Here is a 21,549-nt window from a genome sequence, read left to right as displayed (position 1 = left end):
TCAATGCCTGGCAGATGCCCGCCGCCAGGAGTTGACGATCTTCAGCATAGAGACGCTCAGCCAGCTGGTAGGTCTGCCAGAACTTGATATTCCGATCACCAACAGCATAGGTTGCAGGGGTACCAACAGAGCAAGATCATGCGCATCCGGTGGCGTGGTGGAGAAGCTACCGCCGACGATGGTCAGGTTGGCGGTGGTGGCGGTCAATTGATGGGGCACGATCAGGGTCACCCAGTGATTCCACAGGGTTGGCGTCACCTCCGCCTCGCTGCGCCAATTTTGGGAATCCATATTGAGAAAATAGGCGTCGTATCCTGCGCCGGGCAGTTGGCCGATCACCCGGTAGGTGTAGGCAGGGTCATCCTGGTAGACATATTCCTTGAGGGGATTGCTCTGTTGGGCCTGGATCAGTCCGGAATATAGCAACATCAAGACGACTGACAACAGTGATCTAACAATCATTCGAATCATTACACTCTCCCTTTAGTAACGGTTGAAGATTATGAGAATTACTCCCTTTTCATCTGATATTTTTTAATCTGTAACAGCACAACCCCGGCGGCGTCCAATAATGGTCGAGCCATGAAATCAATGGTGTCGTGACAGATTAAAAGGATCATTTAATGCTGGTCTGATTTTTAAGCAGGATTGTTGCAAATATGATGGATAGGCCAATCCATCCCAGGGAAAATGATTTCTGAGTAGAATTATGTTAATCTACTCCGATCGCGCTTGACCGGTTAGCGCATATAACGATCAATTGATCGTTCAGATTACCTAGAGCCGTTCGCTTCTCCCCTTCGGGAACAGAGCCTCCCGCTTAAGATATCAGATACTTTTCCAGCCGACCGGCTCCCGCCAGCATTGCTGTCGCCGGGAAGGAAAACTCCTCTCTGGAATACCATAATTTTTTATGTGGCCACTCAATTCGCCAGCACTATGGCTGCCGCTGTTTGGCTACGGAGTAGAATTTATATGTCATTCGATAGTCTCGGTCTGTCGACCGATCTCCTGCGCGCCGTTGGTGAGCAGGGTTATACAGAACCCACCCCAATTCAGCGTAAGGCAATCCCGGTTATCCTGGCAGGTAAAGATGTCATGGCCGGCGCACAAACCGGTACGGGAAAAACGGCCGGCTTCACGCTTCCGCTGCTGCAAAGGCTTGCGGATAAACCGATCACCAAAGGCAAACGTCCGGTTCGCGCTCTGGTCTTGACGCCCACCCGGGAGCTGGCCGCCCAGGTCGGGGAGAGTGTCGATACCTACGGTCGGCACACATCACTGCGCTCCACGGTCATCTTCGGCGGGGTCAAGATCAATCCCCAGATCGCCAAACTGCGCCAGGGTGTCGATATCCTGATCGCCACACCAGGCAGACTTCTGGATCACGCCTCACAGGGCACAGTGGATCTTTCCCGGGTTGAGATACTGGTACTGGATGAAGCGGACCGGATGCTGGATATGGGCTTCATCCATGACATCCGTAAGGTGCTATCACTGTTGCCCGCCAATGGCACAAGACAGAACCTGCTCTTCTCCGCAACCTTCTCCAATGAGATCAAAAAGCTGGCCGGACAACTGTTGGATCATCCCGAGCTGATTGAGGTCGCCCGGCGAAATACCACCGCTGAGCGAATCAAACAGGTTATCCACCCCGTCGACAAACGCCGTAAACGGGAGATGCTCAGCCACATGATCGGCTCCGGCAACTGGCAACAGGTACTGGTCTTCACCCGCACCAAGCATGGGGCAAATCGTCTGGCGCAGCAGTTGGAAAGAGACGGTCTTACAGCGGCGGCAATCCATGGCAACAAAAGCCAGGGGGCACGAACCCGTGCGCTGGCCGGTTTCAAAAACGGTAAGGTCCGGGTGTTGGTGGCAACCGACATTGCGGCCCGCGGCCTGGATATCGACCAGCTTCCCCACGTGGTGAACTACGAGCTGCCCAACGTACCTGAGGATTATGTGCACCGTATCGGTCGTACCGGTCGTGCCGGCAATGAAGGCGAAGCCATCTCTCTGGTCTGTGTCGATGAGCACAAACTGCTGAAGGATATCGAACGTCTTCTGAAAGGCAGGATTCCACAAGTGACCGTTGAAGGCTATGAACCGGATCCGACCATTAAAGCGGAGCCTGTTCAGAAACAGAGAAACAACAATCCTCGCAATAACGATAGAAGAGCGGCTGGCAGTAACAATCGCTCAAGAGACGGTAAAAAAGGATCAGCCGGAAAGTCTCAACAATCGGCTAAGCGGCATGCCGTCAAGGATCAGCAAAAAGGCAAGAACCCACGTAAACACAATCGTGTCAATCAGGCTGAGGAAGCCGCCAAGCCCCGTCGCCATTCAGCGGTAAAACGAAAAAAAGAGACCGCGGCCTTATTGGGTGGCTGAACTGTTGAAGCGTAACACCCAGGCCGGTTTACCCAGGCCTGGGTGTTTTTTCTTTTTATTTAAGATCGAATCGATCCAGATTCATGACTTTATTCCAGGCGGAAACGAAGTCATCCACAAACTTCTCAGCTGAATCCTCTGCCGCATAGACTTCCGCCAATGCCCGCAGTTCAGAGTTTGAACCGAAAACCAGGTCGACCCGGGTGGCACTCCACCTGACCTCCCCGCTGTCCCGATCCCGACCTTCAAACAGATTGTCCTCCCCGCTGACCGGTATCCATTCAGTCTGCATATCCAACAGATTGACAAAGAAGTCATTCGTCAGAACTTCCGGACGATCGGTAAACAGACCGTGACTACTCTGCTCGTAGTTACTGTTGAGGGCCCGCATACCACCGACCAGCACCGTCATCTCAGGTGGGGTCAGGGTCAGAAGCTGGGCTTTATCCAGCAACATCTCTTCAGGCGAAACCGAGTATTTGGCTTTCCGGTAGTTGCGGAAACCATCGGCCTCCGGTTCGAGCACCGCCATCGAATCCACATCGGTCTGCTCCTGGGAGGCATCCATCCGTCCCGGAGTGAAAGGCACCTGTACATCGTGACCTGCACGCCTGGCCGCCTCTTCTACAGCGGCACATCCGGCAACAACAATCATGTCGGCCATCGACACCGGTTTATCAAACTCACTGCGAACCTCTTCCAGAGTCATCAACACCCGGCTCAACTGATCCGGCTGATTGACCGGCCAATCCTTTTGCGGCACCAGTCGGATCCGCGCCCCATTGGCGCCACCGCGCATGTCGGAGCCGCGGAAGGTTGAGGCGGACGCCCAAGCGGTTGTCACCAACTCGGCAACGGAACTCTCCGTTTCCAATATCGCGTCCTTAAGCCGGGCGATATCCTGATCGTCAATCAACTCATGATCGACTGCAGGGATCGGATCCTGCCAGATCAGCTCCTCTGCCGGAACCTCCGTTCCGAGATAACGGCTTTTCGGCCCCATATCCCGGTGGGTCAACTTGAACCAGGCACGGGCGAAGGCATCGGCAAACTCATCAGGATGCTCATAAAAACGACGTGAGATCTTCTCATACTCAGGGTCGAACCTCAGCGCCAGATCCGTGGTCAGCATTTTTGGAACATGACGACGTTCAGGATCATGGGCATCCGGCACCGAGCCCTCCCCCGCACCATGTTTGGGTATCCACTGATGAGCACCGGCCGGACTCTTGCTCAGCTCCCACTCATAGCCGAACAGATTCCAGAAAAAATTGTTACTCCACTGGGTCGGTGTCGAGGTCCAAGTGACTTCAAGACCACTGGTGATGGCATCACCTGCCTTTCCCGAGCCATGACTGCTCTGCCAACCGAAACCCTGGGCTTCGATCGGCGCCGCTTCCGGCTCCGCTCCCACCAGGGTGGCATCACCGGCACCATGGGTCTTACCAAAGGTGTGTCCACCGGCGATCAGCGCCACGGTCTCTTCATCATTCATCGCCATCCGGGCAAAGGTTTCACGAATATCCTTGGCCGCTGCCAGGGGATCGGGATTACCGTTTGGGCCTTCCGGATTTACATAGATCAATCCCATCTGTACGGCGGCCAGGGGATTTTCAAGGGCTTCATGGTCACCGGCATAACGCTTCTCCTCCAGCCACTCCTGCTCCATTCCCCAGTAGATATCCTTTTCCGGCTCCCAGATATCCTCTCGACCACCGGCAAAACCGAAGGTCTTGAATCCCATGCTCTCCAGGGCAACATTACCAGCCAGAATCATCAGATCGGCCCAGGATATCTTGTGCCCATACTTCTGCTTCACAGGCCAGATCAGCCGACGCGCCTTATCCAGATTACCGTTGTCGGGCCAGCTATTGACCGGGGCAAATCGTTGATTGCCGGTACCGCCGCCACCGCGGCCATCACTGGTTCGATAGGTTCCGGCACTGTGCCAGGCCATGCGGATAAACAGTGGGCCATAGTGACCGAAGTCTGCCGGCCACCAATCCTGAGAGTCGGTCATCAGCTCCCGAAGATCCTGTTTCACGGCCTGCAGATCCAGACGGTTGAAGGCTTCTGCATAATTGAACTCTTCACCCAACGGATCGGACTTGGATGAGTGCTGACGAAGGATCTCCAGGCGTAGTTGATTGGGCCACCAGTCGCGATTGGTGGTACCGCCGCCGGCCGTATGATGAAAGGGGCATCTATTCTCAGACATCGTCATCTCCTAATTCGTTATTCAGGTTGTTATCACCCGTAGTGGGATCACCTGTATTAACTCTATGCCTGAATCATTAATTGTTAAAATCGTTTATTACTTTTTTAATTATAGTTTTTACCTATGATTAATTTTCCCCATACATTGAATCCGCAATGTTTTGAAAATGTGGTAAAAAAAACCAGAAGACAAAAGGGGCAGAAGGTCGTGAATCAGCGCGAAATTACGCAACAAGAGATCTTTTAAGAATCAGCCTCGGGAGAGGAGTAATCAAAACAATTCCATTCGCATTGATACCGTTCATCAGCGGCCACCAGAGGATCAGAAATCAACCCCTAATCGGCCACTGCAGGAAAGGCCACCACATGATCCACATAGAGGCGTATTCCGATCATCTCTCCCACATCGTGATCATGATGGCTCTGTACCAGACAGAGCAACTCGGTACCATCCTCGAGTGCCAGGGTGTAGAGATATTCGGCCCCCTGGAATACCTTGTCGACGATTCTCAGCTTGAAATTGCTCTCGTCATCATGCACCACATCATCGGGGCGAATCAGTAACTCCACCCGCTCACCGGCGGTGGGTTGTTTGACAAACTCACCATGGATCTTGCCCAGCGCGGACTGAATGTCACCATCCTGAGTCACCTTGCCGGGGATCATCGCACCCTGACCGATAAAATCCGCAACAAACCGGTCGTTGGGACGATGGTAGAGGGAGTAACCGTTATCCCACTGGCGTAACCGCCCCTCACCGAGCACGCCGATGGCATCAGCCAGGGCAAAGGCCTCCAGCTGATCGTGCGTCACCAGAATGGCGGTGACCTCCTCTCGCTTCAGAATATCCCGGACCTCGCGGGCAAGCTGTTCCCGTAACTCCACATCCAGCCCTGAGAAGGGTTCGTCCAGCAACAGGATATCGGGTTGTGGCGCCATCGCCCGTACCAGAGCCACCCGCTGCTGCTGACCACCGGACAGCTGATGGGGATACTTCTTCTGCGTCCCGGAGAGACCCACCAGTGCCAACAGAGATTTGACCCGCTCTCTTCGTTGCGCCTGACTCTGCCCACGCAGACCAAAGGCGATATTGTCCTCAATGTTCAGGTGGGGATAGAGTGCGAAATCCTGAAACACCATGCCAACCCGCCGCTTCTCCGGTGCCATGGTCTCACCAGGGCGGGACACACATCGGCCATGCAGCAGTATCTCTCCCTTGGCCAGCGGCTCAAAACCTGCGATTGCCCTGAGCAGACTGGTTTTACCACAACCGCTGGGCCCCAGCAGACAGCCGATAACCCCGCGTTGCAGTTCGAAGCTGACATCATCAACCACAGTCTGACGACCATATTTGACGCTTGCATGTTTGACGTTAAGTTGGTTCGGCATGACGGGACCGGGTAATGGATCGGCTTAACAATATTACGGGCAGTATACCAACCGCCACAATGGTCAGAGAGGCGTAGGAAGCATCCGCCAGCCGTTCATCCGAAGCCAGCTCGTAGGCCCTGACCGCGAGGGTATTGTAGTTGAAGGGCCTTAGTATCAGGGTAGCCGGCAACTCTTTCAATACATCGACGAAGACCAATAACAGGGCGGTCATCAAGCTGCCTTTCAACATCGGCATATGCACCCGGTGAATGATCTCCCTGGAGCCCACCCCCATGGAGAGGGCAACTTCATCCATGGTCGGTCGGATCTTGCCCAGCCCCGCCTCCACGGTCTGCAGCGAGACAGCGAGAAAGCGCACCAGATAGGCAAAAATCAGCGCCACCAGGGTGCCGCTGAGCAGCAGGCCCGTGGACCAGCCAAACTGGGCGCGCATCCAATCATCCAGGGCATTATCGAAGGCGGCGAAGGGGATCATCACGCCGATGGCTATTACGGTCCCCGGTATTGCATAGCCCATACCGGCGGTTCGCACCGCCAGCACAACCGGCCAACTGCCGTATTGGCGCTTGCCATAACTGAGAAACAGGGCCAGCAACAGGGCCAATCCTGAAGCGGATGCGGCCAGTAACAGACTGTGACTGATCAGACTCAGAAAGCGGCCATCCAGGCTCTCCTCGGCAGTGGTCAATGCCCACCAGAGCAGCTGGCCTGCAGGCAGTAAAAAACCGAAAAACAGGGCGCCGAAGCAGATCATAAAGGCCATGAAAGATTGCAGACGAGTCAATTGAAAGCGTGTCAATGACTGGTGTCGCTGGGTGGTGTGGTGGTAGCGGGCCTGCCTGCGGGAACCCTTCTCGATCAGAATCAACGTGAATACCACCAGCAGTAACATGGCAGAGAGCTGGGCTGCCGCCGCGGCATTGTTCAAACCGTACCAGGTCCGGAAAATCCCGGTGGTAAAGGTCGAGACGCCAAAGTACTGCACCGTACCGTAATCGGCCAATGTCTCCATCAGCGCCAGGGAGAGGCCCGCCACAATGGCAGGTCTCGCCAGTGGCAGAGCGACCATGAAAAAGGTTCGCCAGGGACCGTTACCAAGGGTTCTGCTGACATCCAGCACACAGATCGACTGCCCCATGAAGGCGGCCCTGGAGAGCAGATAGACATAGGGGTAGAGCACCAATGCCAGCATCAGTGCGGCACCCTCTATGGAGCGGATCTCCGGAAACCAGTAGTCTCCGTAGCCCCAACCGGTGAGCTCCCTGAGCAGGGTCTGTACCGGGCCGGCAAAATCGAAAAGCCCGGTATAGGTATAGGCGATGATATAGGCCGGTATGGCCATTGGCAGCAGCAGTGCCCACTCAAACAGCCAGCGGCCGGGAAACTGGCACATACTGGTAAGCCAGGCGGTACTGACGCCCAGCAACAACACACCGATCGCAACACCAACCATCAACAGCAGGGAGTTGATCACATAATCCTGAAGTACCGTGTCAGCCAGATGCTCCCACACCTCTCCCGCCGGTTCCAACAGATAGCTGAGCACGACCAATACCGGCACTGCCAACAGCAGGGCGATGCTGATAACTCCCATACTCCAGCCATTTGTATGGAATGGCAGGCGTGGCAGGACCCGCTTGTCAGTGATCAGCTGCATGACAATCCGCCTCAACTACCACCCAAGGATGAAAACCGGTGCAGCCACATAAGCAGACCGGTGACGCCCTGTTGACCTTCTCAACGACCAACTACATACCCCGCAACAACCCAGCAAAAGATTGGCTAATCATGCCAGTTATTTCCAACCGGCGCGATCCATCAATTTAAGCGCTTCAGGATTGAGCTCTCCCAGACGGCTCAGGTTGATGCCATCCATGCTGAATTTACCCCAGGCCTGCAACGTCTCTCCCGCTGCTACATCACTGCGAACCGGATACTCACCATTGGTCTCCGCATACCATGCCTGGGCGGATTCACCAACCAGAAACTCGAGCAGTTTAATCGCTGCCTGTTTGTGTTTGGCGGTTTTGATCAGGGCTGCGCCACTGATATTCACATGGGCTCCACGGTCAGCCTGGTTGGGCCAGAACACACCCATCTTCTCAGCAGCCTGACGTTGACCTTGATCCTTTGATTTCAACATTCCAGCCAGATAGTAGGTGTTGGCCACCGCAATATCACAGAGGCCGGCGGCAGCCGCTTTGATCTGATCCCGATCACCACCTTTGGGAGGACGGGCAAACTGTTTGACGAACGATTTGGCCCAGGCCTCAGTTGCCTCAAGACCATTCGCTTCGATCATCGAGGCCACCAGAGATTGGTTATAGATATTCCCTGAGGAACGGATGCAGATCCGCCCCTTCCATTGGGGATCGGTCAGCGCCTCATAGGAAGAGAGTGTGGCCGGATCCACCTTGCCTTTGACATACAGGATCGGCCTTGCGCGCAAGGAGAGACCGAACCAGTGGCCTTGTGGATCCCGATAGTTACCGGGTACGATTTTATTCAGCAGCTCAGACTCAACGGTTTGGGTCACACCGGCCGCTTTGGCCCGGTGCAAACGGCCGGCATCGGTGGTAATCAGTAGATCGGCCGGGGTATTCCGTCCTTCGCTCTGCAGTCGCTGAAGCAGGGCATCCGCTTTGCCCGTCACCAGGTTGACCTCGATGCCTGTCTCTTGAGTAAACCTGTCCAATAGTGGTTTGATAAGTTTCTCTTTACGTGCAGAGTAGAGATTAACCTCATCACCACTGGCCACCACAGGCAGCAAGAGACTCAGCACCACCGGAGCGAGTATGAATTTGGATAAAATTGACACGATAATGTCTCCTTTGAGAGTAGTTTTGAATAATATATGCAAATGATAACGATTTTCATTTGATTTCGCAACACTCCTAATGCCCAAATATGGCAACCACCGCAGATACGGTGCTGACGATCGGTAGAAAAGCATGAAACAGCGAGAAAAGCGCAACGGCCTGACCCTGGTTCATACCGGGGACGGAAAAGGTAAATCTTCCAGTGCCTTCGGTATGGTGTTTCGCGCTGCCGGTTGGGGCATGAAGGTATTGGTGATTCAGTTCATCAAAGGCAAGTGGAAGACCGGGGAGCAGCAGGCCGCTTCCCGGTTTGACAATATCGAGTGGCACGCCCTGGGAGACGGCTTTACCTGGGATACCAACAATCCGCAACAGGATCGGCAGACGAGCCGGGAGATCTGGTCATTCTGCCAGCAGAAAATCCTCTCGGAAGCATATGACCTGGTGGTCCTGGATGAGATCAACTACTGCTGCAGCTATGGCTGGCTCAGCGGTGAGGAGATTGCCGATTTCATCAAACACTCAAAACCCAAATGGATGCATCTGGTACTGACCGGACGGCAAGCACCGGATGAGGTGATTGAGGTTGCTGACACGGTGACGGAGATGGGGCTGGTCAAACACGCCTTCGAGCAAGGAATCAAAGCGGAACAGGGGATCGAGTTTTAGCGGCATTTTGTGGGGCATGTTCCTATTCTGAGCTCTGATAACTCTGACCTGGTGGTGCTGGTTGAGCATTCGGTGGGGCCATGCCCCACCTAAAACTTTAATAACACTAAGCCACACCCAGGCAAGGTGGACCTATTTGAACCACAGGGGAAGTAATAGCTTGCGCTAAAAGCCTTCATGAAATCACAGGCTTAGCTATGATTGAAGCGGCCGTATTATCAAACCTTAGAGCCGAATCGGTGACTCAATCACCATCAAAAACCCGGCCGATTCCACCAAGCACGGATCCTTCACCCTTGTCTGAACCTCCGCCAGAAGGCGCGTTGGCCAGGATACGATCCGCCATGCGCGAGAAAGGCAGGCTCTGTAACCAGACTCTGCCATGCCCCTTGAGGGTGGCAAGAAACAGCCCTTCCCCGCCGAATACCATCGACTTCAGATTACCGGCACGCTGTATGTCATAGTCGATGCCATCGGTAAATCCCACCAGACACCCGGTGTCCACACGCAAGGTCTCACCGTTGAGCTGTTTTTCCACGATGGTTCCCCCGGCCTGGATAAACGCCATGCCGTCACCTTCCAGGGACTGAAGAATAAAACCCTCACCACCAAACAGACCGGTGCCAATCCGCCGATTGAAAGCGATATCCACCTTAGTGCCGAGAGCGGCGCAGAGAAAAGCATCTTTCTGACAGGTCACCTTCTCACCCAGCTTTGCCATATCCAGGGCGACGATATTGCCTGGATAGGGCGCCGAAAAAGCCACCCGCTGCTTGCCTGATCCACGGTTTGTAAAGTGGGTAGTGAATATGGATTCACCGGTAAACACCCGCTTGCCGGCAGAAAACAGCTTACCCATAAACCCCTCATCCGGATTGGAGCCATCCCCCATTTTGGTTTCGAAATCGACACCCTCCTCCAGATAGGTCATCGCACCCGCTTCGGCAATCACCGTCTCTCCCGGATCGAGCTCCACCTCGACCAGTTGCATCTCCGAACCCAGAATCTCATAGTCAACTTCATGACAGCGCATTGGCAAAGCTCCTGTTATTATCTGCAAGCAAACTCAATTACCTTTGGTGAATCAACCAAAGCATCCCTATATCATAGTCAGTGACTTTGTCGGCATGTAAACCCGAAGCCACACTCTATAAAACATTGCTATGGAACAATGGTGAGTAATGTGTGACAAATGACAACGAAGCCTTTAAAAAGTTGCCATTGCCATCATGGCCGGGTGAGCAGGTCCAAACCAACTGCTGTAACTAATGACAAAAATTAACAGATCAGATTCGCCACATAGAGAATACTCAACCACTGAAACCCTGCATAAATCAGAAGCTGTCATGACACACCATCGCACACTTAGCTGGTTATTCCTCGCAGCAACCACGCTGACGCTGGAACTCGCAGCACTCTATTTTCAGCATGTCATGTCACTGGAACCCTGTGTCTTGTGCATCTATCAGCGTGTCGCTGTCGGTATACTCTTTGTCGCTTTTCTGTTCGGAGCCTTCGCCCCCCATCTTTCAATCGTACGCTGGCTCAGCTATCTCATCTGGTCTGCCGGTGCGCTCTGGGGGCTCTATCTGGCACTTAAGCAGTCGGGTCTTCAGCTGGGTATCATTCCACCATCCATGAGCTGTGATGTGAACGCCAAGTTCCCGGACTGGCTGAAACTCGACGAATGGTTTCCCGCCATCTTTCAGCCTTCCGGTTTCTGCGATGATATCCAGTGGCAATTCGTCGGCCTCAGTATGGCGCAGTGGATGATCGTTATCATGGCAGGCTATCTGCTGTTACTCTCACTGTTCATCTTTTTGGACATTCGGGCCAAGATTAACAGGCCCTAGCTGAGCATTCAGCTATCTTTCAGCTGCTCACTGCCGATGTAGGCTTTGTAAAACTGCAGCGCGGCCCGACCGCTCTTTGAGCCTCCTCTCGCCATGGCAAAATGTTTGGCGGCTTCGTGTAGCCGCTCTCGATCACCGCGAAAATCCTTGAAATAGTGATCGACGATGGCCAGGTAACCCTGCCAATTGATCGGATAGAAAGAGAGCCATAGACCGAACCGATCAGAGAGTGCCAGTTTCTCCTCAACGGTATCACCCAGGTGAAGATCCCGCCCTACCAGCACCGCATCCTGGTTATCCTGCATCGACTCAGGCAGCAGATGACGTCGATTCGAGGTCGCATAGATCAGCACGTTAGCCGGTGGTGCTTCAATTGATCCATCCAGCACGCTCTTCAACGCCCGGTAGGAGGCTTCACCCTGTTCAAATGTCATATCGTCACAAAACACAATGAACTTTTGCGGCAGATCCCTGATCTCATCGACGATCTCCGGCAGTTCCACCAAATCGTTTCGGTCCACTTGAATCAATCGCAAACCCTGGCGCCAATAGTTGTTCAGCAGAGCTTTGATCAAAGAGGATTTACCGGTACCACGAGAGCCCCAGAGCAGAGCGTTGTTGGCTCCTTCACCGTTAAGAAACCGTTTTGTATTATCAATCAACTGGCGTTTCTGCTCATCGATACCAACCAACTGGGAGAGCATGATCGGATCGATGCGCTCGATCCCTCGCAGGTAGGCTTTGCGCGGTCGCCAGACAGCGGCATTGATCTTCTGCCAGTCAATCGACATGATTCAGTCACCTTATGTTGTGGAAGGGTTGTTTCAACCGATCCTTTTATCAAACCAACGCTGATACCCGTTACACGATCTCCGGTAATCCGCGACACAGACCTTTGAGCGGAGCCTTCATCAAAGCTTCACATTCCACAGGTTAGAATTCAACTCTAGCCGAAGATTTGTGACCGGTAGAGAGACTTCACCACCCCGATTGAATGATTATGAAATGGCTCTACTTATCCATCGGTTCACTATCCATCGTGAGTGGTCTGATCACCTTCCTGCTGCCGGTGCCCATCGGGGTACCACTGCTATTGGTCGGCACACCGATCATCATGCGCCACTCCCCGACCGGCAGGCGCTGGATCATGCACATGCTGAGACGATTTCCAGCCATGCGGAAACGTATCAAGGAGCATGAGGCGCGCATTGCCAAACACCTGGATGACGATCAGTCCGGATGACGCTTAAGCGGACTTCTGAAGAATAAACAGATCAACTCTTACTGATCTGCTACCACAACGCAGTTTCGCCCTTTCGCCTTGGCCTCATAGAGTGCGTAGTCAGTACGTTTCAGACAGTTGCTCAAAACCTCACCGGGCTGGTACAGGGAGACACCGAAACTGGCGGTTACCGCCAGCTGTTTATCAATCAGTGTCATAGGGTTGCCGGACAGATCATCACACAGACGTTGAGCCAACAGTCTGGCTTCCGCCAGTTGGGTTTCCGGGCAGAGAATCATAAACTCTTCACCACCCCAGCGACCCAGTTCATCCGCCTCACGAATCCGGCTTTTGAGTTGTTTGACGATATATTTCAATACCTGATCGCCGATATCATGACCGTAGCTGTCATTGATCTGCTTGAAGTGATCCACATCCAGCAGGATGATGCAGAAGCTCTCTGAACCCCGTTCGGTCTGTGATACCACCTGATCCAGACGCCGGGTCATGGCGCGGCGGTTCAGAGAGTTGGTCAGATAATCGATGCGTGAAGTCTCTTCAAGCATCTGTTCAACATGCTTTCTTTCTGCAATCTCCCTCAACAGCTTTTCATTGGTTTGCACCAGTTCCATGGTACGGCTCTCGACCCGCTCCTCCAGGTCATCGTGAGCGTTGCGAAGTGCCATCTGGTTGGTCTCGATCAGTTGCTGTTTGACCTCCAGTCTTTGCGACATCAAATCAAAAGCACGCGCCAGCTGATTGATTTCATCACCATTGGCCTGATTACCATTTGACTGCTCATCGGGGGCTATCCTGGCGAAACGGGTGGTCAGATCGGTGATCCGGCGTGTCAGATTTTGCGATAAAAGCCGGCTGAATATCATCGCCAGGATCACAGACAGAGCCAGTGACAAAAAGCCGGCGAGTCGAATCTGTTCGAACTTCTTCTTCACCTCATCGGCTCGCATATCGATACCGACCAGATAGTCATCATTACCCGCCTGTACCGGAGAGTATCCAGATAGAAACACCCCCCAACGATCTTCTGCCAGCTCCTTGTCGACAGAGGGACGAAGAAATCCTTCCATCAGGGTAGCGATATCAGGCTCATAGATTTCACCCGGGAAGGCCGGTTCCTGCATGTCCGAATCCAGTACAAAGGCAGCCTTGTCATCCACCTTTCTCATCACATAGATAAAGGCGATATCGGGATTTGTTTTCACATAACTGCGGAGTTGATTGACGTAGTGCTGATAGTTGGGTGATGTCATATCCTTCTCTTCCCTGATCTGATCCAACTGTGCATCCTGTAGACTGCTGCTGATCAGGGAAGCACTATTCATCAACCGCGACTGCAGAGCATGCATCAGGTTTTCGATGGCGCTATGGTAGAAGTAGCTGCCGACACTTCCGGAAACCAGAATAATGGCAGCAAAGTGACTTAAAAACAGCTTGGTCTGGATGGTAAATCTCATAGGAAAGTATTCTATCTATCTTCTGACATTACACTAGAGTGGTACTCTAGGAACTGCTGCAATCAGTTGCTGGGTATAGTCGTTTTGAGGATTATTGACGATATCCTCGGTTCTTCCCTGTTCAACAATCTGTCCCTGATACATCACGGCAGTACGATCACTGACATATTCAACAACACCGATATTATGCGTGATGAACAACAGAGTAAGGTTGTGTTGCCTGCGAAGTTCCAACAACATTTTCAGGATCTCAGCCTGCACAGAAACATCCAGTGCACTGGTGATCTCGTCACACACAATGAATGAGGGCTCGAGGGATAACGCCCGGGCGATACCGATACGCTGACGCTGGCCGCCTGAAAACTCATGGGGATAACGCCAAAGGGCATCCTCCTCCATCTGTACCTGCTGCAGTAGATCCCTGGAGAGCTCGATTCGCTCCTCCCGGTTCTCACCGATGCCATGTACCTTCATCGGTTCGGTCAGGATTGCGGCAATACTCAAACGCGGATTCAATGAGGAGATCGGATCCTGAAAGATGATCTGCATATTGCGCCGGAACTGCCGCAGCTGGGCCGGTTTCATCCCGGTGATATCGGTGTTGTCAAAGGTGATCTGGCCAGCCGTCGGCTCAGTCAACCTGAGAATACCTCGCCCCAGGGTTGTCTTACCGCTGCCAGACTCACCCACCAGGGCAAGAATCTGCCCCCGAGGGATCTCCAGATCGACACCATCCACCGCCCGTACCTGATCGACCACGCGACGCAGCAGGCCCTTTCGCACCGGAAAGTGGATCGCCAGATTATTGAGTCGGATCAGTGGCGGCTGATCCTGAACGGCCTGATGGGTCTCATGGCGCGCCAGGTTTTCCGGTAGCGCTGCAATCAGTGACTGGGTATAGACATGTTCAGGTTTGTGGATGATCTGATCGGTGGTGCCGGTCTCCACCAGCTTGCCCTGCTGCATTACCCCGACCCGGTCTGCGATCTCCGAAACCACCCCGAAGTCGTGAGTGATGAACAGGATCGCCATCCCGGTACGCTGCTGCAGTGCCTTCATCAGACGCAGGATTTCACGCTGTACCGTCACATCCAGAGCGGTTGTCGGTTCATCCGCAATCAACAAGTCCGGTTCGCAGGCCATGGCCATGGCAATCATCACCCGTTGACGCTGACCACCGGAGAGCTGATGGGGATAGCTGCTGACCCGGGTTTCGGGATCGGGCAGCTGCACATCCTTCAGCGCCATCATCACTCTCTCCCAGGCCTCGCTGGCTGAGAGTTGTGGAAAGTGGAGTTTGACTGCCTCCAGGATCTGCTCACCGATGGTGAATACCGGATTCAGTGAGCTCATCGGCTCCTGAAAGATCATTGCAATCCGACCACCCCGGATTTCACGCATCTTCGACTCTTTCAGTGTCGTCAGATCAACCGCAACCCCCTCCCCGCTCTTGAACAGCACCTGACCGTTCTGTTTCTGCAGACCGGATTGAGGCAGCAAACGCATGATGGAGAGTGCGGTGATCGATTTTCCGCTGCCCGACTCGCCGACCAGACAGAAGGTCTCCCCCCGCTCGATCTCGAAGTCGATACCGTCCACCGCCTTGATCGGTTCCGGTTGGTGTTTAAACCAAGTATGCAGGGCTTTGACAGACAACAGCATCAGTTCGACTTGCTCAGGTAGGGATCGATGGCATCTCTCAAGGATTCACCGATCAGGTTATAGGCAAACACCGTGAAGAAGATCGCACCGCCGGGAAAGGCCGCCATCCACCAGTTGAAACGGGAGGACTGTACCGCCTGGTTGAGCATCTCACCCCAGGAGGGATCATCCACCAGGCCCAGTCCGAGAAAACTCAGGGTCGCTTCCGCCAGAATCGCCGAAGCGACGCCGAAACTTGCCGCCACCAGCACGGGCCCCATACCATTGGGCAGCATATGCCTGAACAGTATGGAGGGCAACGGCAGACCCGCTGCCTCGGCCGCCTGTACGAAATCCTGTTTACGCAGGCGCAGAAACTCGGCTCGCACATAGCGTGCAAAACCGGGCCAGCTGGTGATACCGATGATCACCATCATGATGTAGAGACTGCGACCGAAAAAAGCGACAAAAGTGAGCAGCAGAAACAGAGTGGGCACCGCTTCGAAGATCTCCACCAGACGCATCCCCAGAATATCCACAATGCCGGAGAAATAGCCCATCAATCCGCCGATGATCACACCGATCACCATGGCGATACCGGTGGCGACAAAACCGATACCGAGGGCGATCCTGGAGGCATGGATCATCCGGCTGAGCACATCCGCGCCGTTCTGTTCGGTGCCGAAAAAATGTGGGCGTTCAGCTTGAGACAGGGGTGCCTCAAGTCCGGTATCCCCCAGATCCCGTTGATAATCCTTAGGTGAATAGGGAACCGGAGCAAAGATCACCCAGTCATAGACACCCTCACGTTCGGCGACCCGATACTGCTCGTAGATCACCAGCTTGGGAGGATCGACATAGCTGTAAGCCAAACCACCGCCGATGCTCACCATCAGCACAAACAGGCCCAGTTTACGGGCTCCGCTGATTCGCCAGGGAAGCACCAGCAGCAGGCTGAAGAAGGCGATCAAAAACAGCACATCCTCGGCCTGCAGGTAGGTCAGCACCGGACTGCTCCAGACGCCGTTCTGGCTGAGCAGCAAGGGAAAGCTGCTGGCCAGAAACGGCGCAAAGATACCGATCATCGCCAGCAGGGCGACCCAGCCCAGGCCTAATCTGGCTCCCCAGCGGACGAAGGTCTGACCGAGAATCCGGCGCCAGTAGGTTTGACGATGGGATGAGTGATCAGTCATAGCTCACCCTCGGGTCGGCCAGTGCATAGAGCAGATCGGCAAGCAGATAACCCAGCAGGGTCAGCATGCCGCCGATCAAAGTAATCGACAGTACCAGCTCCCTGTCCCTGGTCTGCACCGCCTCGACGGCCAGTTTACCCATCCCCTCGATACTGAAGATACTCTCCACGATGATCGAACCGGCCAGCAGGCTGGGCAGCAGACTGGCGGCCACCGTGATCAGTGGCAACAGGCTGTTGCGAAACACATGTCGCCAAAGCACCACAGACTCCGCCAGGCCTTTGGCCCTGGCTGTTCGGGCATAGTCGGAAAGCAGATTTTCCAATACTGAGGTACGGGTCAGCTTCGCCAGACCGGCAAATCCGCCGTAAGAGAGACACAATACCGGGAGAGCCAGATGCCATAACCGATCGAACAGAAACCCCCTCAGCCAACTCCCCTGCATGCCATACACCGCCAGCAGCAGTCCGACCAACAGGGCACTGCTGAGAAAGCCCAATTGACGCATCAGCAGATAGTCGGTGCTGGCCAACCAGCCGGCCAACAGGGCAAACAATATCGGCATCAGGACAAACAGGGTGAGTGATTGCTGGGTCTGTGGCAGGGCTTCGACCATCATATAGCCCAACACAGTCCAACAGAGTGCAAGAAAAACAATGCGCAGGGGCTTGTAGCCACTGCGTGCAATACTCATGAACAGGGCCACCGAGAGCACCAGGCAGATAAACAGCAGCCCCACATCCCAGAGACTCGACCAGTGGGGCAGGAACACCTGGTCCAGCACCAGGCGGTCGCTCAGACCGGCGGTGGGAAACCAGTGCCAATACTGCTGATTGGCGAAGAAGCCGATCAGCATCACACCGGCCAGCATGGTCGGCACCGACCAGAGGGCAAGCATCACGATACCGCTGCTGACATCGAAGGAGCGCCCCCGCTCCACCGCCGCTCGCACACCCACCAGCAGCGCAAACATATAGACCAACGGAATGCTCAGCACATTCAGTAAAACAGTGATCGGCACCCGTTCCGCCAACAGATCGGTTACCGGGCGACCATAACGGAAACTGCGACCGAAGTCGGCCCCCTTGCTGAAGGAGAATCCGCTCATCTTATTCTCTTCATCGAACACAAAACCGATCGGGGAGACATTATTCAGCCAGCGCAGATATTGCAGATAGGGGGGATCATCCAGACCATACAGCCGATTGTAGTAGGCCTCGATCTCCTGCTTCGCCTCCGGATCCAGGTTCTGCCCCTCCACCAGGCTCTGGGCACTGATCCCGCCAGGTGATGAGGCCATCACCACGAACACCACCAGCGTGATCCCCAGCAGGGTGGGAACCATCAGCAGCACTCTTCGGATCAGATAGGTGAGCATCTAGTCTAGTGTCCTATATAAAGCGTGCATTTAGAAAGCCACTCAAGCCACGAGTGCAAGGCGCAGCCCGCAGGGAATGGCTGTTCCCTTTCCAAGGTGTGCAACGCCGCAATCGTGGCTTGAGTGGCTTTCCGCAGGGCAAGCTAAGCGGTTTAAACGCCAACTCATGATAGGCTCGTCTAAATGTATGATTTATATAGGACACTACACTTGCATTACTGGTTGTAGCGGTGTTGATCCGCCGGCACATAGGTCTCAACCGGCAGACTGTTCAGATTCAAACCCAATTTGGTCTGCACAATATTACCAATCCGTCGGTCGATGAAGACCAGGCTTTTACTGCGCTTCAGGAAGGTATAGGGCTGATCGTTGTAGAGCTCCCGCTCCGCAGCCTGCCACAGGGGCATGCGGGTCTCCTCATCCACCGTCGCCCTCGCCTCATCGATCAGCTGATCCAGTTTCTCGTTGCGGTAGCCGATGAAGTTGTTGCCCGCATCGGCAATCTGACTGCTATGAAACATCTGATAGAGATCGGTTTCGAGACCGCTGGTCCAGCCCAGGGTGATGGCATCGAAATCACGTTTCTTCATCAGGTCGATCATCACCGACCACTCTGTGGGCTTGGGTTGTAACAGAATCCCCACCCGAGCCATCAGGTCCTTGAGAAACAGCACCATGCGACTGGTATCCTCGTTACCTTGAAAATAGACAAGGTCGAATTCAAATGGTGCGCCTGACTCATCTTCGAGTATCCCGTCGCCGTCACGGTCGGCATAGCCCGCCTCGTTGAGCAACGCCATCGCTCTATGCTGATCGTAGGCTCTGGGCAGCAGATCTGGGTTGTGTTGCTTACTGGTTGCAGTGAAAGGGCTCATAGCCACATCCGCATAGCCCAGATAGATCTCCTCATTGATCCGCTCTCGATCGATAAGGTAGGTCATCGCCTGCCTGACCTTTGTGTCGGCGAAGCGGGTGGGTTCGTCGCTTCTCTGCTGATTCCAACCGATATAGCTATAACCTGCGATCGGACTCATGTATTCCCAATGCTCCGCTTTTTTTGTCAGATCCGTATCCTCAACCAGCTGTTTATACTCTCTGGGGCGGGAGACATAGGTATCGATCTCACCATTGCGGAAAGTGGTCAGGCGGGCACTGTCATTCTCAATGATTCGCCACAACAGACGATTGTAGGCCGGTTGCACTGGTCCCCAATAGCGGGGATTTCGCTGCAGTTCGATGATGCCTTTATCCGGTGACCAGTTGCGTGGATCCTCCAGCCGGTAGGGGCCGGACCCCAGTAGCAACCCCTTCGACTGGTTATAGCTGTTCGGCTCTTGCAGATAGGGCTCATAGAAGTGCTTGGGCATCACCGAGATTCCCCCCGCCAGTGCGAGGGCGTTGAAATAGGGTTCGGCAAATTGAAACCGGACGGTCAGCCTGTCCAGCGCCTCAACGGTTTCAATCTTGGCATAGTAGGCCCGCTCTCTGGGGGCTTGAATCGCTGGATTCATGATGAAACTGAAGGTGAACGCCACATCCTCGGCAGTGAGTGGTTTACCGTCTGAAAAGCGCAAACCATCCCGCAGTTTGAAGACAAAGGTCAATCCATCTTCACTGACCTCCCACTCTCTGGCCAGCAGACCTTCCCACTCCAGGCTATCCGCATTGCGCACCAGCAGACTCTCCAGGATATAGCCCTGAACGGTGGAGGCGTAGACATCCTCAGAAATAAACGGAGTGAGGGATTTCAGATTGACCCCGAATGCCCTGACCAGCCAGTCCCCTTCGGCATAATCCTCTTTTTGACTGGCCTGGTGGGCTCGCTCAAAGGCCGCTGGAACAGACCCTTCATCCGTCTCCGGCTGGGAGCTGAGATTGACACCACTCTCCACCCGTCTGCCCAATGTTCTGAGCTGCATGCCGATATTCCGGATATCTGCCGCCTGCTCCCGCATCAACTGCTCCATCTGCGCCATCTTTTGCCACTGCCGGTCGACCATGTACATAGCCAGAATAATGGTGATGAGTACCACGGCGAGACCACCGAAATAGAGGATGTCCCGGCCGTTCAAACGACGCTGCATGAATGTTCTCCTGTGATCCAGGTTTAATGGATCCAATCTGCAATGTTAATGGCGTAAGGTTGCCGGGTTAGCCAATTGGAGTCAATGGAACGGCAGGGACCGGACAGCACTTTTTAGTGATCCTGTAACAAAAACAGGCCCTTGTTAGATCAGGTCATGGGTCGCTGAGATGTGGCCATAGCCACAGCATGCTATGATTTGTGCTGGTTGGGTTTTCCGGTAAGTACTCTTAACAATAAGACGTCCCAATTAGACAGGAGAGCTATCCTACCGCTCCTGTTAATTCACTAAACAACGACGCCAGTAAGGAATTTTCCATGGGTTTTTTACAAGATAAACGCTTTCTCATCATTGGCATCGCCAGTAACCGCTCCATCGCCTGGGGGGTTGCCGAAGCCATGCACAGGGAGGGCGCAGAACTCGCCCTGACCTACCAGACTGAGAAACTGAAAAAACGGGTAGATGACGCTGCTGAAAAATTCTCGGCTTCGATTGTGGCACCGCTTGATGTCACCGATGATCAACAGATTGCCGATCTGTTCGAGACCATAGAGAAAGAGTGGGGATACCTTGACGGTATTGTCCATGCGGTCGGTTTTGCCCCCAGAGACCACCTGGAGGGAAGCTACCTTGACAACCTGACCCGGGATGGCTTCGCCCTCGCCCATGACATCAGTTCATACAGTTTTTCCGCACTGGCCAAAGCGGGGCGTAAGCTGATGCAGGGACGTAATGCCTCACTGGTGACCATGAGCTATCTGGGTGCGGTACGAACAGTACCCAACTACAATGTGATGGGGGTCGCCAAAGCCAGCCTTGAGGCAAGCGTCCGTTATCTGGCTGAATCTCTTGGCCCGGAAGGCATTCGGGTGAATGGCATATCGGCGGGCCCGATTCGAACTCTGGCGGCATCCGGCATCAAGGATTTCAAAGGCATGCTGGATGAAGCGGAGAAGAAGAATCCATTGCGCCGTAATGTCAACATCGCGGAAGTAGGTAATGCTACCGCCTTTATCTGTTCCGATCTGGCCTCAGGCATCACCGGCGACATACTCTATGTCGACTCCGGCTACCACATCCTCGGCATGGCCTGACCATCCAGCAAGATTGAATTGGGATAAGGTACGGCTTAACACCGTACCTTTTTTATTTGGTAAGTCCGTAAATGAACGCAAACGGTTTTAGGGCCTGCTAACACCAATACAATTCGTG

General features: G+C 54.0%; 17 protein-coding genes. 5 read left to right on the top strand and 12 right to left on the bottom strand.

What is annotated here, in order from left to right; all coding sequences use genetic code 11:
• On the bottom strand, nt 1-471 hold the full coding sequence (locus A3193_RS02760) for a PhoPQ-activated protein PqaA family protein (protein WP_069014009.1): 471 nt from the start codon (nt 469-471) through the stop codon (nt 1-3).
• 504 nt (nt 472-975) lie between these two features.
• On the opposite strand from A3193_RS02760, the gene rhlE reads away from it, so the two are divergent.
• The gene (rhlE, locus tag A3193_RS02755) at nt 976-2,394 is read left to right on the top strand and encodes an ATP-dependent RNA helicase RhlE (protein ID WP_071932385.1); all 1,419 of its coding nucleotides are present in this window, start codon (nt 976-978) and stop codon (nt 2,392-2,394) included.
• A 55-nt stretch (nt 2,395-2,449) separates the two neighbouring features.
• Here rhlE and katG read toward each other — a convergent pair whose 3' ends face one another.
• From katG to A3193_RS02735, 4 genes are all read right to left on the bottom strand, one after another.
• On the bottom strand, nt 2,450-4,612 hold the full coding sequence (gene katG, locus A3193_RS02750; RefSeq protein ID WP_069014006.1) for a catalase/peroxidase HPI: 2,163 nt from the start codon (nt 4,610-4,612) through the stop codon (nt 2,450-2,452).
• A 335-nt stretch (nt 4,613-4,947) separates the two neighbouring features.
• Nucleotides 4,948-6,000, bottom strand: coding sequence for an ABC transporter ATP-binding protein (locus A3193_RS02745; protein ID WP_069004644.1), 1,053 nt, complete (start codon nt 5,998-6,000; stop codon nt 4,948-4,950).
• Complete coding sequence (locus A3193_RS02740; RefSeq protein WP_069004643.1) at nt 5,984-7,660, bottom strand: ABC transporter permease; 1,677 nt, start codon at nt 7,658-7,660, stop codon at nt 5,984-5,986. Before A3193_RS02740 ends, A3193_RS02745 begins: the two co-directional genes overlap by 17 nt.
• Before the next feature lie 138 nt (nt 7,661-7,798).
• Nucleotides 7,799-8,815 (bottom strand): Fe(3+) ABC transporter substrate-binding protein, encoded by a 1,017-nt coding sequence (locus A3193_RS02735; RefSeq protein WP_235614958.1) that lies wholly within the window; start codon nt 8,813-8,815, stop codon nt 7,799-7,801.
• Nucleotides 8,816-8,954: 139 nt separating this feature from the next.
• Here A3193_RS02735 and cobO point away from each other — a divergent pair, with 139 nt between their 5' ends.
• Nucleotides 8,955-9,491 carry a cob(I)yrinic acid a,c-diamide adenosyltransferase gene (gene cobO, locus A3193_RS02730; protein WP_069004642.1) on the top strand — a complete coding sequence of 179 codons (537 nt, stop codon included), beginning with the start codon at nt 8,955-8,957 and terminating at the stop codon, nt 9,489-9,491.
• Nucleotides 9,492-9,735: 244 nt separating this feature from the next.
• On the opposite strand, the gene A3193_RS02725 is transcribed toward cobO, so the two are convergent.
• Nucleotides 9,736-10,524 carry a TIGR00266 family protein gene (locus A3193_RS02725; protein WP_068988058.1) on the bottom strand — a complete coding sequence of 263 codons (789 nt, stop codon included), beginning with the start codon at nt 10,522-10,524 and terminating at the stop codon, nt 9,736-9,738.
• 313 nt (nt 10,525-10,837) lie between these two features.
• On the opposite strand from A3193_RS02725, the gene dsbB reads away from it, so the two are divergent.
• On the top strand, nt 10,838-11,344 hold the full coding sequence (gene dsbB, locus A3193_RS02720; protein WP_069004641.1) for a disulfide bond formation protein DsbB: 507 nt from the start codon (nt 10,838-10,840) through the stop codon (nt 11,342-11,344).
• Nucleotides 11,345-11,352: 8 nt separating this feature from the next.
• Here the strand turns inward: dsbB and A3193_RS02715 are convergent, their stop codons facing one another.
• A complete protein-coding gene (locus A3193_RS02715) occupies nt 11,353-12,135 on the bottom strand; it encodes an ATP-binding protein (protein WP_069004640.1) in 783 nt (260 codons plus the stop codon).
• Between the two features lie 209 nt (nt 12,136-12,344).
• Between A3193_RS02715 and A3193_RS02710 the strand changes: the two genes are divergently transcribed.
• On the top strand, nt 12,345-12,587 hold the full coding sequence (locus A3193_RS02710; RefSeq protein WP_069004639.1) for a hypothetical protein: 243 nt from the start codon (nt 12,345-12,347) through the stop codon (nt 12,585-12,587).
• Between the two features lie 38 nt (nt 12,588-12,625).
• Here the strand turns inward: A3193_RS02710 and A3193_RS02705 are convergent, their stop codons facing one another.
• The 5 genes from A3193_RS02705 to A3193_RS02685 all read right to left on the bottom strand — a co-directional run bounded on the left by A3193_RS02705 (nt 12,626) and on the right by A3193_RS02685 (nt 20,337).
• Nucleotides 12,626-14,041 carry a sensor domain-containing diguanylate cyclase gene (locus A3193_RS02705; protein WP_069014003.1) on the bottom strand — a complete coding sequence of 472 codons (1,416 nt, stop codon included), beginning with the start codon at nt 14,039-14,041 and terminating at the stop codon, nt 12,626-12,628.
• A gap of 33 nt (nt 14,042-14,074) precedes the next feature.
• Nucleotides 14,075-15,703 (bottom strand): ABC transporter ATP-binding protein, encoded by a 1,629-nt coding sequence (locus tag A3193_RS02700; RefSeq protein WP_069014000.1) that lies wholly within the window; start codon nt 15,701-15,703, stop codon nt 14,075-14,077.
• Nucleotides 15,703-16,875 carry an ABC transporter permease gene (locus A3193_RS02695; protein WP_069004636.1) on the bottom strand — a complete coding sequence of 391 codons (1,173 nt, stop codon included), beginning with the start codon at nt 16,873-16,875 and terminating at the stop codon, nt 15,703-15,705. Before A3193_RS02695 ends, A3193_RS02700 begins: the two co-directional genes overlap by 1 nt.
• Complete coding sequence (locus A3193_RS02690; protein WP_069013997.1) at nt 16,868-18,253, bottom strand: ABC transporter permease; 1,386 nt, start codon at nt 18,251-18,253, stop codon at nt 16,868-16,870. Before A3193_RS02690 ends, A3193_RS02695 begins: the two co-directional genes overlap by 8 nt.
• A gap of 215 nt (nt 18,254-18,468) precedes the next feature.
• The gene (locus A3193_RS02685; protein WP_069013994.1) at nt 18,469-20,337 is read right to left on the bottom strand and encodes a peptide-binding protein; all 1,869 of its coding nucleotides are present in this window, start codon (nt 20,335-20,337) and stop codon (nt 18,469-18,471) included.
• Nucleotides 20,338-20,654: 317 nt separating this feature from the next.
• Here A3193_RS02685 and A3193_RS02680 point away from each other — a divergent pair, with 317 nt between their 5' ends.
• Nucleotides 20,655-21,431: an enoyl-ACP reductase FabI gene (locus A3193_RS02680; RefSeq protein WP_069004633.1), complete on the top strand. Its 777-nt coding sequence runs from the start codon at nt 20,655-20,657 to the stop codon at nt 21,429-21,431.
• Nucleotides 21,432-21,549: the final 118 nt, after the last annotated feature.

The organism is Candidatus Thiodiazotropha endoloripes (genome assembly GCF_001708965.1).
Lineage (GTDB): Bacteria > Pseudomonadota > Gammaproteobacteria > Chromatiales > Chromatiaceae > Thiodiazotropha > Thiodiazotropha endoloripes.
Note: the sequence above shows the minus strand (reverse complement) of the source record. Positions and strands in the feature narration are given on the sequence as shown.